Annotated in this window: 9 protein-coding genes and 1 pseudogene; 4 read left to right on the top strand and 6 right to left on the bottom strand. The window is 69.4% G+C overall.

The features are described 5' to 3' along the window. Nucleotides 1–12 precede the first annotated feature (12 nt). From hutI to hutH, 4 genes are all read right to left on the bottom strand, one after another. Entirely contained in the window at nucleotides 13–1,290 is a 1,278-nt protein-coding gene (gene hutI, locus E6C70_RS08030; protein ID WP_235833347.1) for an imidazolonepropionase, read from the bottom strand. 185 nt (nucleotides 1,291–1,475) lie between these two features. Further along, nucleotides 1,476–3,167, bottom strand: coding sequence for a urocanate hydratase (gene hutU, locus E6C70_RS08035; protein WP_136424036.1), 1,692 nt, complete (start codon nucleotides 3,165–3,167; stop codon nucleotides 1,476–1,478). Nucleotides 3,168–3,418: 251 nt separating this feature from the next. Further along, complete coding sequence (locus E6C70_RS08040) at nucleotides 3,419–4,906, bottom strand: M23 family metallopeptidase (protein ID WP_136424037.1); 1,488 nt, start codon at nucleotides 4,904–4,906, stop codon at nucleotides 3,419–3,421. Between the two features lie 121 nt (nucleotides 4,907–5,027). Beyond that, nucleotides 5,028–6,566, bottom strand: a complete 1,539-nt coding sequence (gene hutH / locus E6C70_RS08045) for a histidine ammonia-lyase (protein WP_136424038.1) — start codon at nucleotides 6,564–6,566, stop codon at nucleotides 5,028–5,030. A 220-nt stretch (nucleotides 6,567–6,786) separates the two neighbouring features. Between hutH and E6C70_RS08050 the strand changes: the two genes are divergently transcribed. Further along, on the top strand, nucleotides 6,787–7,563 hold the full coding sequence (locus E6C70_RS08050) for an IclR family transcriptional regulator (protein ID WP_136424039.1): 777 nt from the start codon (nucleotides 6,787–6,789) through the stop codon (nucleotides 7,561–7,563). 23 nt (nucleotides 7,564–7,586) lie between these two features. Here the strand turns inward: E6C70_RS08050 and E6C70_RS08055 are convergent, their stop codons facing one another. Further along, nucleotides 7,587–8,636, bottom strand: a complete 1,050-nt coding sequence (locus E6C70_RS08055) for an alpha/beta hydrolase (protein WP_168770882.1) — start codon at nucleotides 8,634–8,636, stop codon at nucleotides 7,587–7,589. Nucleotides 8,637–8,787: 151 nt separating this feature from the next. Between E6C70_RS08055 and E6C70_RS08060 the strand changes: the two genes are divergently transcribed. After that, a complete protein-coding gene (locus E6C70_RS08060) occupies nucleotides 8,788–8,985 on the top strand; it encodes a hypothetical protein (protein WP_136424041.1) in 198 nt (65 codons plus the stop codon). Between the two features lie 7 nt (nucleotides 8,986–8,992). On the opposite strand, the pseudogene E6C70_RS17015 reads toward E6C70_RS08060, so the two are convergent. Next, a pseudogene (locus tag E6C70_RS17015) lies at nucleotides 8,993–9,304 on the bottom strand (GNAT family N-acetyltransferase); the annotation flags it as partial. 453 nt (nucleotides 9,305–9,757) lie between these two features. Here E6C70_RS17015 and E6C70_RS08070 point away from each other — a divergent pair. Together E6C70_RS08070 and E6C70_RS08075 are read left to right on the top strand one after the other, a co-directional pair. After that, nucleotides 9,758–11,986, top strand: coding sequence for a DEAD/DEAH box helicase (locus E6C70_RS08070; RefSeq protein ID WP_136424042.1), 2,229 nt, complete (start codon nucleotides 9,758–9,760; stop codon nucleotides 11,984–11,986). A gap of 152 nt (nucleotides 11,987–12,138) precedes the next feature. Further along, complete coding sequence (locus tag E6C70_RS08075) at nucleotides 12,139–15,486, top strand: DUF7507 domain-containing protein (protein WP_136424043.1); 3,348 nt, start codon at nucleotides 12,139–12,141, stop codon at nucleotides 15,484–15,486. The last annotated feature ends 15 nt before the right edge of the window (nucleotides 15,487–15,501 follow it).

The following is a 15,501-nucleotide window of genomic DNA, read 5'->3' on the forward strand; positions in this document are numbered from 1 at the left end:
CGCCAGCCCTCGTCACACGGCTGAGACCGCGCCGTCCTTCCACACCCGCTCGACCAACGGGACACCGGGGCGGTAGGCCAGGTGCGTGTAGCTGGGCGCGCGCAGTTGCACGAGGTCGGCGCGGACACCGGGTGCGACGCGCCCGACATCCGTTCGCCGCAGCGCCGCGGCGCCTCCCGCGGTGGCCGCCCAGACCGCCTCGGCGGGAGTCATGCCCATGTCGCGCACGGCCACGGCGATGCAGAACGGCAGCGAGCTCGTGAAACTCGACCCCGGGTTGCAGTCGCTCGCGAGCGCCACGGTCACGCCCGCGTCGATGAGGCGTCGGGCATCCGGGTAGGGCTGCCGTGTCGAGAACTCGACGCCCGGCAGCAGGGTGGCGACCGTGTTCGATCCGGCCAGCGCGGCGATATCGGCATCGGTGAGGTAGGTGCAGTGGTCGACGGATGCCGCGCCGAGCTCGACGGCCAGTTGAACGCCGGCACCCGGGCCCAGCTGGCTCGCGTGCAGCCGGGGGAGCAGTCCGGCGTCGTGGCCGGCGTTCAGGATGCGACGCGTCTCGTCGAGCGTGAAGGCGCCGGTCTCGCAGAACACGTCGATCCAGCGGGAGTGCGGCGCGCACGCGGTGAGCATGTCGCCGACGACGAGGTCGACGTAGGCGTCGCGGTCATCCGCGAACTCGGCCGGAACCACGTGCGCTCCGAGGAAGGTGACCTCATCGGTGACCTCGCGGGCCAGGCGCACGAGGCGCTCCTCGTCGACGATGCTGAGCCCGTAGCCGCTCTTGATCTCGACCGTCGTCGTGCCCTGCGCGTGCAACTCTCGCATGAAGCCGCTGAGGCGCATCCGCAGTTCGTCATCGGAGGCGGCGCGCGTCGCGGCGACGGTGGAGCGGATGCCGCCGGCCTCGTAGCGGCGACCGGCCATGCGCGCTGCGAACTCGTCGGCGCGGTCGCCGCCGAACACGAGGTGCGAGTGCGAGTCGACGAACCCGGGGATCATCGCCGCGCCGCCGAGATCGAACGTCGAATCCGCAGTTTCTGCGGGTGCAGGCGCCCTCGCACCCGCGAAAGGTGCGGGCTCGATGGAGGATGAGGATGAGGATGAGGATGAGGATGAGGATGAGGAGGGGGAGGCGAGGGGGGCGTGGGCAGATCGTCCGACCCAGGCGATGCGACCGTCGCGGATGAGCACGGAGGCGTCGCGGATGATGCCGAGCGGGCCGCCGTCGCGATCGGGAGCAGGGTCGTTCGTGACGAGCTCGCCGATGCCGGTGATGAGGGTGCTCACGCGCTCAATCCTCTCGCTCGTATCGCGCTTCCGCGCCATCTCGTCGCTCTCCGCGCCCGTTCATGTGGCGCAGAGGCGGACCAACGGGCGCGGAACGGGCGCGGAACGGGTGCGCGAGGCGTGCCGGGGCCGGTGTCGTTCGCTTGCGAGGCCCGACGACGCGGGTTCGCGGCCGATCACGCGGCTCACTCCTGCATCGGGATGCGCAGTCCGCGCTCGCGGGCGACCTCCGCCGCGCGCTCGTAGCCGGCGTCGACGTGACGCATAACGCCGGTGCCTGGGTCGTTCACGAGCACGCGCTCGATCTTCTCGGCGGCGAGGGGGGTGCCATCCGCCACCACGACCTGGCCGGCGTGGATGGAGCGGCCGATGCCCACGCCGCCCCCGTGGTGCAACGACACCCAGGTCGCGCCGGACGCGGTGTTGAGCAGGGCATTGAGCAGGGGCCAGTCGGCGATGGCGTCGGATCCGTCGGCCATCGACTCGGTCTCGCGGTACGGGGAGGCGACGGATCCGGAATCGAGGTGATCGCGACCGATCACCACGGGCGCGCTGAGCTCTCCCGATGCGACCATCTCGTTGAAGCGCAGCCCCGCGACGTGACGCTCCTGATAGCCGAGCCAGCAGATGCGGGCGGGCAGGCCCTCGAAGTGAACCTTCTCCCCCGCCTGTTCGATCCAGCGGCGGAGGTGGGCGTCCTCGGGGAAGAGCTCGAGGATGGCGCGGTCCGTCGCGGCGATGTCGGCCGGGTCGCCCGAGAGCGCGGCCCAGCGGAACGGCCCCTTGCCCTCTGCGAAGAGGGGACGGATGTACGCGGGCACGAAGCCCGGAAAGTCGAACGCGCGGTCGTAGCCACCGAGCTCGGCCTCTCGACGGATCGAGTTGCCGTAGTCGAACACCTCGGCGCCGTCGTCCTGGAAGCCCACCATCGCTGCGACCTGCTTGGCCATCGAGGCGCGAGCCCGCTCCGTGAAGCCGTCGGGGTCGGATGCGGCGAGCTGGTGCCACTCGGACACCGAGACGCCCTCGGGCAGGTAGTTGAGCGGATCGTGGGCGCTCGTCTGGTCGGTCACGATGTCGATGGCGACCCCGCGGGCGAGCAGCTCGGAGAAGACGGTCGCCGCGTTGCCGACGACGCCCACCGAGAGCGCCGTGGAGGAGGCCTTCGCCGCGAGTACCCGCGCCACCGCGTCGTCGAGGTCGGCGGTGTACTCGTCGAGGTAGCCGTGCTCGACGCGGCGGGCGAGGCGGCTCTCGTCGACGTCGACGATGAGCACGACTCCCCCGTTCATCGTCACGGCGAGCGGCTGCGCGCCACCCATGCCTCCGCATCCGCCCGTGAGTGTGAGCGTGCCGGCGAGGGTTGCATTCGCAGGATCCGCGTCCCCGCGCTTGGCGGCGAGGGAGGCTGCGACGGCGCCGAACGTCTCGTACGTTCCCTGCAGGATGCCCTGGGTGCCGATGTAGATCCATGAGCCGGCCGTCATCTGGCCGTACATCGTGAGTCCCAGCGCCTCGAGCCGACGGAACTCGGACCACGTCGCCCAGTCCCCTACGAGGTTCGAGTTGGCGATGAGCACGCGCGGCGCCCACTCGTGGGTGCGGAAGACACCGACGGGCTTGCCCGACTGAACGAGCAGGGTCTCGTCGTCTTCGAGCGACTCGAGCGTGCGCACAATGGCGTCGTAGGCCTCCCAGTTGCGCGCGGCCTTGCCGGTTCCGCCGTACACGATGAGGTCTTCCGGACGCTCGGCGACCTCGGGGTCGAGGTTGTTCATCAGCATGCGCAGCGGCGCTTCGGTCTGCCAGCTCTTCGCGGTGAGCTGGGTGCCGCGGGCGGCTCGAACCGTGCGGCGGATGGCGGGTGCGTCGGTCATGAATCGATCACACCGCACACCGCGTGCCTCGACAACGGACCCGCGGTCGCCGCTGTCTGTCATGCCAGACGCGGACCCCGCGGTTGCGGCACGCGCGCCTGTCGGTAGCTGGAGGAGGCCCGACCGCTGACGGGTGGGACGGACAACCCGTGGGCCGCATGAACGATGCCCGACTGCTGAGCGTGGGACGGGACAACACTTCGGCCGCTTGGACGATGCCCGATCGCCGACGGATGCCGACCGTGGACGCCCTACTGACCCAGCGCGATGCCTCGTGCCGCGAAGAACGGCAGGGGGTCGGCCCGCACGCCGTTGATGTGCACCTCGACGTGCAGGTGGCAGCCCGTCGAGGCGCCGGTCGAACCGACCAGTCCGATGGGCTCGCCGGCATCCACGTGCTCGCCGACCTGGACGGCGGTGCCGCCGTCGGCCAGGTGAGCGTAAGCGGTCTGCACACCCTGCCCGTGGTCGATGACGATCCAATTGCCGAGTGAGCCGTACCACCCGGTCTCGACCACGGTGCCGGATGCGGCGGCCACGATCCAGGTGGAGCACGCCGCGGCGATGTCGTCGCCGTAGTGGAAGGGTCCTGCCCCGGCGGGCTGCGACGGGCGAGGACCGAAGCCGTCTGTTATGTGCCCGGCGACGGGGTTAGCCCAGCCGACATCGCTCAACTGGCCGGAGTCGGGGGCTCCGATCGAGGTGGCGTCGAGGCCGGCGACGCTGGTCGCCTGCAACTGCACCTTCTCGAGCGCGGCGGTGGCGGTTCCCACGGCCTCCGATGCTGAGGCGACGGCGCGTTTGGCCGATTCGACCGCGTCGTCGGAGGCCTGGTTCTCGGCCTTGTCGGCTTGGGCGTGGAGGGTGGTCGCCCGCTTGGCGTCGGTGTTCGCCTGGACGGCCAGCGCCTGCGGATCGTGCGAGATGCGCTGCAGCTGGTGCACCGCTCCCATGGCTCCGAGAAGGTCGCCCTTGTTGTCGAACAGGGCCTCGAGCGACGTGGGCGACGGCAGGCCTGCGCTGGCCCGTGCGTATTGCATGAGCGCAGCCGCCGAGAGCGTCGCGCGCTTGTCGGCCGAGCGGGCGAGGTCGCGCAATTGCGTGGAGACGGCGCGTGCCGCGGCGTTGCTCGCCTCCGCGGAACGGAGTTGGTCGTCGGCCTTCTTCGCCGCCACCTGGGCGAGGGTGAGGCTCGTCTTGGCTCCGACCAGCGTCGATGTGCGTTGCTGAGCGAGATGACTGAGGGAGGGCGACGAGCTCAGGGGAGAGCGGCGCGGCACGATGATGAAACCACCCGCATCATCGGGCTCGCCGGGCTGAATCGTCGGCGTCGGCGTCGGCGTCGGAGTAGAAGTGGGTGTCGGCGTTGGGGTGGGCGTCGGCGTCGGCGTGTCTGTCGGACTCGGACTCGGAGTCGGAGTGGGCGTGCTCGTGGGAGTCGGGGTGGGCGTGTCGGTTGGCACGGGCGTCGCGGTGTCCGTCGGTACCGGCGTCGCGGTGTCGGTGGGGGCGGGCGTCCCGGTCGGCGATGGCGCGGGGGCGGGCGTCCCGGTCGGCGATGGCGTGGGGCAGGACGTGGCCCCGGTCGTGCTTGACCCATCCGTCGCGCAGTCGTCAGCGAACGCGGCCGGCGCTCCGAACAGTCCGATGGCCGTGACCAGAGCGGAGGCCGCGAGAATCGCGACGCGGCGGGTCAGCCCCCGTCGCGTCCGACTCGAAGGAAGTTCGGACGACGTCATCGCAACGCTTTCATCGGCCGGTTCGGGTCGGCCACGACCAGTCTCGCACCGGCACCGCCCGCGCACAATGGACGGACGAGGACCTGTGGACAACTTCCGTGCTGGCTCGGATGAACGTGCGTCAGCGCAGCGCGCCGAGCACGGACTCCGCGGCATCCGCCACGGCTCCGGAACCGACCAGCGCGGCCGCGTCCTCGATCTCCGGGGAGAGGAATCGGTCGGCGCCAGGCCCGGGCACGTGCACGCGCAGCGCGGCGATCACCGCGGCGCTCGGCGCACCGGGCGACAGCGGTGCACGCAGGTCGAGGCCGCGCGCCGCCGTCATCGCCTCGATGCCGAGAACGCGGGTCAGTCCGTCGATCGACCGGCGGAGTTTGCGCGCGGCAGCCCATCCCATCGACACATGGTCTTCCTGCATCGCCGAGGACGGGATCGAGTCGACGGATGCGGGCACTGCGAGCCGCTTGAGCTCGCTCACGATGCCGGCTGCCGTGTACTGGGCGATCATGAGACCGGAGTCCACGCCCACCTCGTGAGCGAGGAAGGGGGGAAGGCCGTTGCTCCGCGCGGGGTCGAGGAAACGATCGATGCGACGCTCGGACATGCTGGCGACATCGGCTACCACGATGGCGAGGAAGTCGAGCACGTACGCGACCGGTGCGCCGTGGAAGTTGCCGTTGGATTCCACCCGACCGTCGGTCGTGAGCACCGGGTTGTCGACGGCGCTCGCCAGCTCTGCGTGAGCCACCGTCGCCGCGTGCGCCACCGTATCGCGGGCGGCCCCGTGCACCTGGGGCGCGCAGCGCAGTGAGTAGGCATCCTGCACACGGGTGCACTCCGGACCCTTATGGCTGGCCACGATGGGGGAGTGCTCGAGCATGGCGAGGAGGTTGGCAGCAGCGGATGCCTGACCCACCTGCGGCCGCATGGCGTGCAGGTCGGCGGCGAATACCGCCTCGGTGCCGAGCAGCCCTTCGACGCTCATCGCCGCGGTGACATCGGCGGACGTGAGCAGGCGGCGGAGGTCGTGGATGGCGAGCGCGAGCATCCCGAGCATGCCGTCCGTTCCGTTGATGAGCGCGAGACCCTCCTTCTCGTTGAGCTGCAGCCGCTCGATGCCGGCCGCTGCGAGCGCCGACGCCGCGTCCATGAGGGTGCCGCTCGCATCCCGCACCTCGCCCTCCCCCATGGCGGCGAGGGCGCAGTGGGCGAGCGGAGCGAGGTCGCCGGAGCAGCCCAGCGAACCGTATTCGCGGACGACGGGCGTGATGCCGGCGTTGAGAACGGCGGCGTAGGTTTCGGCGGTGGAGGGCCGGACGCCGGTGCGACCCGTCATGAGCGTGGAGAGGCGCAGCAGCATCAGGGAGCGCACGACCTCGCGCTCGACCTCCGGGCCGGAGCCCGCGGCGTGCGAGCGGACCAGGCTCGCCTGCAGTTGCGCTCGTCGATCCGCCGCGATGAAGGTCGTCGCGAGCGCGCCGAAGCCCGTCGAGATCCCGTAGTGCGGCTGCGGATCCTCCGCCAGCGACTCGATGATCGACCGGCTGGTCTCGACTCCGGCGAGGGAGGCGGGGTCGAGCACGACGACGGCATCTTCCCGCGCCACGCGGACGACCTCGTCGATGGAGAGGGGGGCGGCGCCGACGATCACTTCGTTCATGGTTCGATCCCACACGTTCGGCCCTCGCGTCAGAAGGGCGCGACCACACGACGCGTCTGTGATGCCAGACTGAGACGGTGGTGTCGAGCGATCGGCGGCGAAAACGCAGGATGGGAACGCTTATGGACGCATATCGCAGAGATGAACGGCCTCATCCTGCGTTTCTCAGCCCACCTGCGGGGTGGCGGCCGGCGGCGGTGCGGCTGCCGGGTGCGCAGCCATGACGGCAGGCGAGAAGTCGCAGGTGCCGGCCGCCGATGCGACCCTCCGCATCCTCAGCCATCTCGCCGCGCAACGGGGGCCGGTGCCGGCGTCGACCATAGCGACAGCACTCGGCATTCCGCGGTCCACGGTCTACCACCTGCTGCGGGTGCTGCAGGAGCGCGGCTTCGTGGTGCACCTGCCCGAGGAGGGGCGCTATGGACTCGGCGTCGCCGCGTTCGAGCTGAGCAGCGGATTCAGTAGGCAGCAGCCACTGACCCGGCTCGGCAGCCGGCTGGTGGAGGCCATGGTCGACCGCCTCGGCGAGAGCGGTCACCTCGCCGTGCTGCACGGACGCGACGTGCTCTACCTCGTCGAGGAGCGCGCACCGCGGCGCCCGTCGCTCGTGTCCGACGTGGGGGTGCGGCTGCCGGCTCACCTGACGGCCACCGGTCGCGCGATGCTGGCGGCGCTTCCCGCGACGCAGCTGCGCGCCCTCTATCCGGATGCCGCCGCCTTCACCTCTCGACGCGCGTCGGAGACCTGGACCTACGCGCGCCTCAAAGCCGTGCTCGCCGAGGTCCGCCGCACGGGCATCGCCGAGGAGGCCGGCGAGGTGACCGGTGACCTGTCGTCGCTGGGCGCCGTGGTGCTCGACCACGTCGGTTGGCCGGCGGCCGCCGTCGCCGTCACCTTCGCGGATGATCGGGTGACGGATGACATCCGCGCCGCCATCGAAGCCGAGGTGCGCGGGGCGGCAGCGGAACTCTCCCGCAGGATCCGCGGGGTCCGCTGAGCGGGTTCGGCCGTCACGTGAGGTCAGGGCGCGGCGGAGACGCTGCCGTCCGCGGGTGAGGCGGGCGCGCCGGGGTGCGCCGGTGCGGCCGGGCCACCGAGCGCGCTGTGGAAGAAGTCCGCCACCTGTGCACGCATCGAGGCGTCCAACGTGCCGATGGAGTGATTGATCCCCGGAACCACGACCAGTTGATGCGGTACGCCGGCCGCTTCGAGCTTCGCGGCGAACTCCTGCGACTCATTCAGAGGAATGAACTCCGACTCGGAGTGCCCGATGAACACGGGCGGGTCGCTCGGGTCGACGAACGTCGTCGCGGACGCCTGCGTGGCCTGCGGGCAGGACGCGAGATCGGTGCATCCGAGGTAGTTCTGCACGATCTGGTGCACGAGCGGCGACGCGCTCGCCAGCCCGTCCGCGGTGATGTCGACGGGCCCGCTGAGCTCGGCGACGGCAGCCACGCGCGACCCGGTGTCGAGCGCACCCGAGCCGCGCATGCCGAGCAGGGCGGCGAGGTTACCGCCGGCCGAGCCGCCGAACGCTCCGATGAGGCCGGGGTCGATGCCGTAGTCGGCCGCGTGCTCGCGCACCCATTCGGCGGCAGCGGTCACGTCGTCGATTCCGGCGGGGAAGAGGGCGGCCGGGGCCAGGCGGTAGTTGACCGAGAAGGCGACGAATCCCTCGGACGCCAGCCACTCGCACACGTCGCGCCAGTCCGTGTTGGCCTTGTCGCCGCGCGCCCAGCTTCCCCCGTGGATCGAGAGGATGCCGCGCCGCAGCTCTCCAGGTGCGGCGGCTGCCTTCGGGGAGCACACGTCGAGGTCGAGGCGTGCGCCGTCATCCGCCGTCCCGTAGGTGACGTCGGAGGTGACCGAGACGTCTGCGGTGGGCGTCCAGGTGCGGATGCCGACGACCTGTGCCGTGGTGAGCTCGCTCGTCTGCTTCGACCCTGGGGGCGTGATCTCGTGGAGGGTCGTGTGGAATCCGGACAGCACGGCTGCCGCGGTGACCGCGACGGCGGCTGCGGCGAGCGCGGCAAGAGCGCGGCGGCGGTTCGCTCGTCGGAACGGATTCACGGGTACTCCGGGATGTACACGGCGGTTCGGGTTGCTCCGCGTGCCGATCCGGTCGACTGAGCGTGAGGCGAGAGTACGTCAGCCCCAGAGGATTTCCTAATCAGCAGCCACAATCCTGTACGGACATTCATAACCGCGATAGCGTCGCGACATGGATTGGACGTTCTGGGTGGCCGTCATCGGCGCGCTCCTGCTGATCGGCCTGTGGGCGTATTTCAAGGACCACCTGCAGCGTCGCGCCCGCCGCGCCGAGTCCGTCGACGTCGACGCGGCCCATGGTCTGCACGAGTCGGCTGATCAGGTCGAGAGGGGTCGCCGCGCGGCCAACCTCGGCTGGCCGACCGAGTAGCACTCGGCTAGCTCAGCTGCTTCGCGAAACAGACGCTGTGGGGCTCCCCGACGTACTGACCGAACTGCGCGATCGGCGAGTAGCCGCAGGTGAAGTAGAGCGCCTGCGCCGCGTCGTGCAGGTCTCCGGTCTCCAGTACGATGCGACGGATGCCGCGAGCGGCGGCATCCTCCTCGATCCTTCGGATGAGGGCGCGAGCCACGCCCCGACCGCGCGCCGCGTCGGACACGAACATGCGCTTGAGCTCGGCGCATCCGTCCTCTCCGTCGACCAGCGCCGCGATGCCGACGGCCTCCGCGTTCTCGTCGCGGGCCACGTAGGTCGCGGGCCACGTAGAAGGAAACGGACGGCGCCTCCAGCGATCCGACGCTCAGGAGGAAGGTGTTCTCCGGAGGGTAGAGAGCCTGCGCGTAGGCGCTACTGGCCGCGAGAAGGCGCGCGACCTCGGGCTGGCGCGGAGGTTCGACGGCGATGGAGACGGGCACCCGTCGATGCTAGGGGCCGAGGGTTTCCGCGAGGTTTCCCAGCTTGATCGGGTAAAGTCAATTCGTCGGCTCTGGACACCGCGCTGTGCGCGGATGGGTTTGTAAGTCTGGTGGGCCGGTTTCGACGGCGACGACGCTGAAGAACATCACACTGTATGTGAAACGGCCCCGGGCTGAGCGACGCGCACGCGCGATCTCGAAGCGCCACTTCCGGGTTCTCAGGAGCGATGCCTCTGACGAGGCACCGCCGTTCTGGCATATACGCGAGAACAACCCAGGAAATGAACATGCCCAAGAACAAGAAGGCCGCCGGCGGACGTCCGGCCAAGAACTTCGACCCCTCGTACTCCCGCGGCGGAAGCAAGGGCGGCCCCAAGGCCGGCTCGCGCAGCCCGGGACATCGCGGTTACAAGCCCGAGCCGGATGCTCCGGCCCGGCGCACCGGCGACAAGGCTCGCTGGAACGCGGATGAGCGTGCCGCTCGGCCCGCCTCGAGCGGTGGCGACCGGCGCGGTCACGGCGATCGCCCGGAGCGTGGCTCCTACGGTGACCGGCCGGCACGTGGCGATCGTCCCTCGTACGGCAACGATCGCCCCGCGCGCGGTGACCGCCCCGCCTACGGTGACCGCCAGCCGCGCGGTGACCGCCCTGCTTATGGTGATCGCCAGCAGCGCGACGACCGCGGCCCGCGCTCCTTCGATCGCGACGACCGTTCGAGCTCGCGCGATCGCGGTCCGCGCGCGAACGCCGACAGTGACCGCCCGTCCTACGGCAACGACCGCCCGGCTCGTGGCGACCGTCCCGCCCACGGCGACCGCCAGCAGCGCGATGACCGTCGTCCGTCCTACGGCAACGACCGTCCCGCTCGCGACCGTCCGTCGTACAACGACGACCGCGGTTCCCGCAACGAACGTCCGGCTCGGGGCGATCGCCGTCCGGCCTATAACAATGATCGCCCGGCCCCCGACGACCGTCCGGCTCGGGGCGATCGCCGTCCGTCGTACAACAACGATCGCCCGGCGTATGGCGACCGCGAGCCTCGCACCGACCGCTCATCCGGCGACCGCTCCTTCAACGATCGCTCGCGTGATGACCGCGCCCCCCGCCGCTACGACCGCGACGAGCGACCTGCGCGCCGCGACGACCGCTCGACGTACTCGAACGATCGCAACGATCGCGGAGGCAGCTACTCGCGCCCCGGCTTCCAGAAGTCCGAGCGCAGCGAGAGCAAGTTCTACCCGGCCAAGGATTCCCGCAAGCCGGCGTATCTGAACAACGACGACGTGGTGCTCGAGCGTCTCGAGGCCGAGGCCATCCAGGCCGCGGATGTCGACGGAGTCACCTTCGCCGACCTCGGACTCGGCACCAACGTGGTGCGGTCCCTGGACGCGCTTGGTGCAGCCACCCCCTTCCCGATCCAGGCGGCGACGATCCCGGATGTCCTCGCGGGACGCGACGTCCTCGGCCGCGGCAAGACCGGCTCCGGCAAGACCATCGCCTTCGGCGCCCCCACGGTGGAGCGCCTCATGGCGATGTGGGCGGATTCCGGCAAGTCCGGCGGCAAGCGTCAGATGGGTCGCAAGCCGCGGGCCCTCATCCTGGCCCCGACGCGCGAACTCGCACTGCAGATCGACCGCACCGTCCAGCCGATCGCGCAGAGCGTCGGGCTGTTCACGACGCAGATCTACGGCGGCGTGCCGCAGCACCGCCAGGTCGGGGCGCTGCAGCGCGGCGTCGACATCGTCATCGGAACCCCCGGACGCATCGAGGACCTCATCGAGCAGGGTCGCCTCGACCTCAGCGAGGTGGCCATCACCGTGCTCGACGAGGCCGACCACATGTGCGATCTCGGATTCCTCGAGCCCGTGCAGCGCATCATCCGGGAGACCAAGGATGGCGGCCAGAAGCTGCTGTTCTCCGCCACCCTCGACAAGGGCGTCGCCGCGCTCGTGGACGAGTTCCTGGTTGATCCGAGCGTGCACGAGGTCGCCGGAGAGGACCAGGCGTCGTCGACCATCGACCACCGCGTGCTCCTCATCGAGCAGCGCGACAAACTCGAGATCATCAAGCAGCTCGCCGATCGCGAGGGCAAGACCCTCGTCTTCGCCCGTACCAGGGCCTTCGCCGAGCAACTCGCCGAAGACCTCGATTACGCCGACATCCCGGCCGTCTCGTTGCACGGCGATCTCAACCAGTCGCGCCGCACCCGCAACCTGCAGCAGCTCACCTCGGGTCGCGTGAGCGTGCTCGTCGCCACCGATGTCGCCGCCCGCGGCATCCACGTCGACGACATCGACCTGGTCATCCAGGCCGACGCTCCTGACGAGTACAAGACATACCTGCACCGCTCGGGCCGCACGGGCCGCGCCGGCAAGCAGGGCACGGTCGTGACGCTCATCACGCGCAGCCGGCAGCGACGGATGGCGGAGCTGCTCGACCGAGCCGAGATCGAGGCGGACTTCGAGCACGTCGCTCCCGGCGACGAGCTCATGGGGCAGCTCACGGCCGGCCTCTAGTCACGCGGACTCACGATGCCCGTTCTCCCGAGCGGAGGACGGGCATCCGTCGTGGTAGGCGCGCGTCCAGCGACGTTCCATCGCGAGTCTTTCCGAGACTTCCTCAGTGTGATTGACTCCACTCACGGCAGCCACACGCGAACGGGGGGCAGATGCCGCCTTCGGAGGTCCACCCCATGCGGGGAAAGCGTCGCGCGCGCGCTGCCATCGCCGCTGTCGTATCGACGTTGTTGGTCGCGTCCGGGCTGGTCGTCGGTCTCGCGGTCCCGGCCAGCGCTGATCCGCCGGCCGGGGGCTCCACGGTGGTCACGGAGACCTTCAGTGGTGCAACGGTTCCGGATCCGGCGTGGAAGGCGCTGGGCGACACGTGCCTCACCGGCACGGCCGCGGGTGCTAGACCGCCCGTCGGCGCTGCCCAGATTCGGAACTGCGACCTCCATCAGATGGGCGCCGTACCGCTACGCGGCACGCTTCCGGGCTACCTACAGTTGACCGACCGAGCCGGCAACCGAGCGGGCGACATCCTCTACAACAAGCCGATCCCTGCTACCGCCGGCGTCTCCCTCTCGTTCGAGCAGTACCAGTACGACGGGAACGGTGCCGACGGCATCGGCTTCTTTCTCGTGGACGGGGCAACCGACCTGACTGACACCGGGGGTCTCGGGGGAAGCCTCGGCTATGCCCAGCGCAATGGGGAGCCCGGAATCACCGGCGGCTACCTGGGCGTCGGCCTCGATGCGTACGGCAACTTCTGGGACGACGGCGAGAACCGAGGCAACGGATGTCCAGCCGATCAAAGGTCTCCGTCGACCAACAACGGACCGATCGCCCCCAATGTCGTCTCCTTGCGAGGACCGGGCTCGGGCGTGGTCGGCTACTGCCTCATCGGTCCGACGGTGGGCGGTCCGACATCTCCCGCCGGAGCCACGACTCCCTACCCCGTCACCAATCCGAACAAGCCCGGCACTACGCTGAACGGCGGGCAGGGAACGCTTCGCGGGGGCACGTTGGCGGCTTCGCAGCGCACGATCAACATCCAGGTGACACCCCTGCCGAACCCGCGGGTCATCGTTCAAATCCAGTACGTCACCGGCGGTCCGTGGATCACAGAGCTCAATGCCGCGGCGCCCCCGAACACGCCGTCCACCTACAAGTTCGGACTGTCGGCGTCGACGGGTGGCTCCAACGACATCCACCTCATCCGCGCGACCCAGGTGCGGACCATCAATCCCCTTCCCGACCTTCAGCTCGAGAAGCAGGTCGACCGAAGTGGCGCTCCGCTTCCCGCGATCATCACGGCGGGCACCGTCATCCCGTATCAGTACACCGTGACAAATGTTGGCGCGCCGGTCGATACCCTCTCCATTACCGACAGCAAGATCGCCACGGCGGCGATCACCTGCGATAGCACCACTCTTACGACGGCGCCGGCGCAGGGCTCCACCACTGTCTGCCGCGGCAAATACACCGTGACAGCCGCCGACGTCTTGGCTCAGCGCGTCGACAACGTCGCCACGGCACACGCGAAGGTCGCACCAGGTGGTCTCGATGTCGCGTCCCCCGAGTCTGCCGTGACCGTGCCCCTCCTGTCGGTGCTGACCATCGCCAAGCAGGTGACGACACCCGCGCCGTACTCGGTCGGAGGCAACATCGCGTACCAGTACACGCTCAGCAACACAGGCGGCTCGATCCTGAGCAACTTCCTCGTGACGGACGACCGCATCCCCTCGTCGGGAATCATCTGCGCGACGGGAACGCTCAATCCCGGCCAGTCGACCACCTGCGTCGGCTCGCACATCATCCAACCGGGGCAGTTGAACGCCGCCGGATATCTCGTCAACACCGCGTCCGCCGCAGCGACCTCGACCATCGGGCAGAAGGTGCAGACGGCCAACGTGTCGGTGTCGGTGCCCGTCGCTGTCGACGTCGGAGTCACCAAGACGGTCGATGTGATCAGTCCCGTCGTCGGCAGTGACGTCACCTTCACCATCACGGCGACCAATTATGGCCCGTCTGCTGCGACCGGGGTCAGGATCACTGACCAGGTGCCGGACGGCGACCCGGTGGGCAGCGTGGTCTACCGCTCATCGTCGACGACGGGTGGCGCCTACACCTCATCGACGGGCGCCTGGGCGATTCCTGCGCTGGCCGTCGGACAGAGCTTCGTCCTGACGATCGTCGCGACCGTCAACACCGGGAATCCGTTCACCAACAGCGCATCTCGAACGCAGACTGACCAGCCCGACACCAACCCGAACAATGACACGGCGTCGGTGACTCTCAACCCCATCACCCCGACGGCCGACCTCGCTGTCACGAAGTCGGTGGATCAGCCGTCCATTCCAGTAGGTGCGACCGCGATCTTCACCGTCACCGTGCAGAACACCGGGCCATTCGCCGCGAACAATGTCGCCATGACCGACCAGATCCCGTCTGCCCTCGGCTACGTCGGCTGTGCCTCCCCCTGTGACGGAACGTATGATCCGGCGGCCGGCATCTGGACCATCGGAGCCCTGGCCGTTGGCGCGATCGCAACCCGCACTTTCGTCGTGACGGGACTCACGACGGGCAACTTCACGAACCTCGCCGCGACCACGGGTGCCTCAACGCCGCCCGACCCCAATCCGTCCAACAACTCAGACTTCGCCACCCTCAACGTTCGCCCTCCGGTGGCAGATCTCGCCGTCGTCAAGACCCCGTTCCCGCAGTCGGCCGTGGTGGGCGACACCATCACCTATCAGCTCACCGCCAGCAACCTCGGGCCGGACGCCGCCCCCGGCGTGTTCGTCACCGACGTGTGGCCAGCTGGAGTGAAAGTGGTTTCAGTCTCACCGGCGGACAAAATAACTGCGGACGGTACGAGCTGGAACGTGGGCCTGCTGAATCCGGGACAGACAGCCAGCGCGACGATCACTGCCCTGTTGACAGATTCCGGAACGCAGGTGAATACAGCGACTATCAGCTCGTCGGTCGTCATCGACCCCAACCCGTCGAACAACTCCTCGAGCGGAACGGTGACCTCTGCCCAGCCCACGCTCGACATCGGCGTGACGAAGAGCGTTCTCGCCGTTCGCGATGGCGTTCCGGTCACGGAGGTGCCCGTCGGCCAGGACGTCGTGTTCACGGTGACCGCGACAAACTTTCCCGACCCGGGTTCGTCGGTGACCGCGACGAATCTCGTGTTCGGCGAACCGCTGCCCACGGAGGGCCTGCAATTCGTGTCGGCCACGACTGGCGGAGCGGGCACCGGCGCGGCCTATGACGCCACGACAGGGCGATGGACGATCGCCTCGCTGGATGCGAATGGCACGGCCACCCTCACCGTCCGGGCGACGGTCATCAAGCGGGGGAATTGGACCAACACGGTCAGCCTCATCAGCCTCACGCAGACGGATCGGGACCCGTCGAACAACAGCGCGAGCGTCGTCGTCATCGGAGTCATCCGCACCGACTTGCAGATCGTGAAGTCGGTGAATCCGACCGTCGGCCAGCCCGGTTAGGACGTCGTCTACTCG

This window comes from Orlajensenia flava, from assembly GCF_004801905.1.
Taxonomy (GTDB): Bacteria; Actinomycetota; Actinomycetes; order Actinomycetales; family Microbacteriaceae; genus Orlajensenia; species Orlajensenia flava.

Coding starts and splice junctions, on each gene's coding strand:
- hutU (WP_136424036.1), bottom strand. CDS start 3,167: ATGACCGACGCACCCGCCATCCGCCGCACGGTTCGAGCCGCCCGCGGC.
- E6C70_RS08040 (WP_136424037.1), bottom strand. CDS start 4,906: ATGACGTCGTCCGAACTTCCTTCGAGTCGGACGCGACGGGGGCTGACC.
- hutH (WP_136424038.1), bottom strand. CDS start 6,566: ATGAACGAAGTGATCGTCGGCGCCGCCCCCCTCTCCATCGACGAGGTC.
- E6C70_RS08050 (WP_136424039.1), top strand. CDS start 6,787: ATGACGGCAGGCGAGAAGTCGCAGGTGCCGGCCGCCGATGCGACCCTC.
- E6C70_RS08060 (WP_136424041.1), top strand. CDS start 8,788: ATGGATTGGACGTTCTGGGTGGCCGTCATCGGCGCGCTCCTGCTGATC.
- E6C70_RS08070 (WP_136424042.1), top strand. CDS start 9,758: ATGCCCAAGAACAAGAAGGCCGCCGGCGGACGTCCGGCCAAGAACTTC.
- E6C70_RS08075 (WP_136424043.1), top strand. CDS start 12,139: ATGCCGCCTTCGGAGGTCCACCCCATGCGGGGAAAGCGTCGCGCGCGC.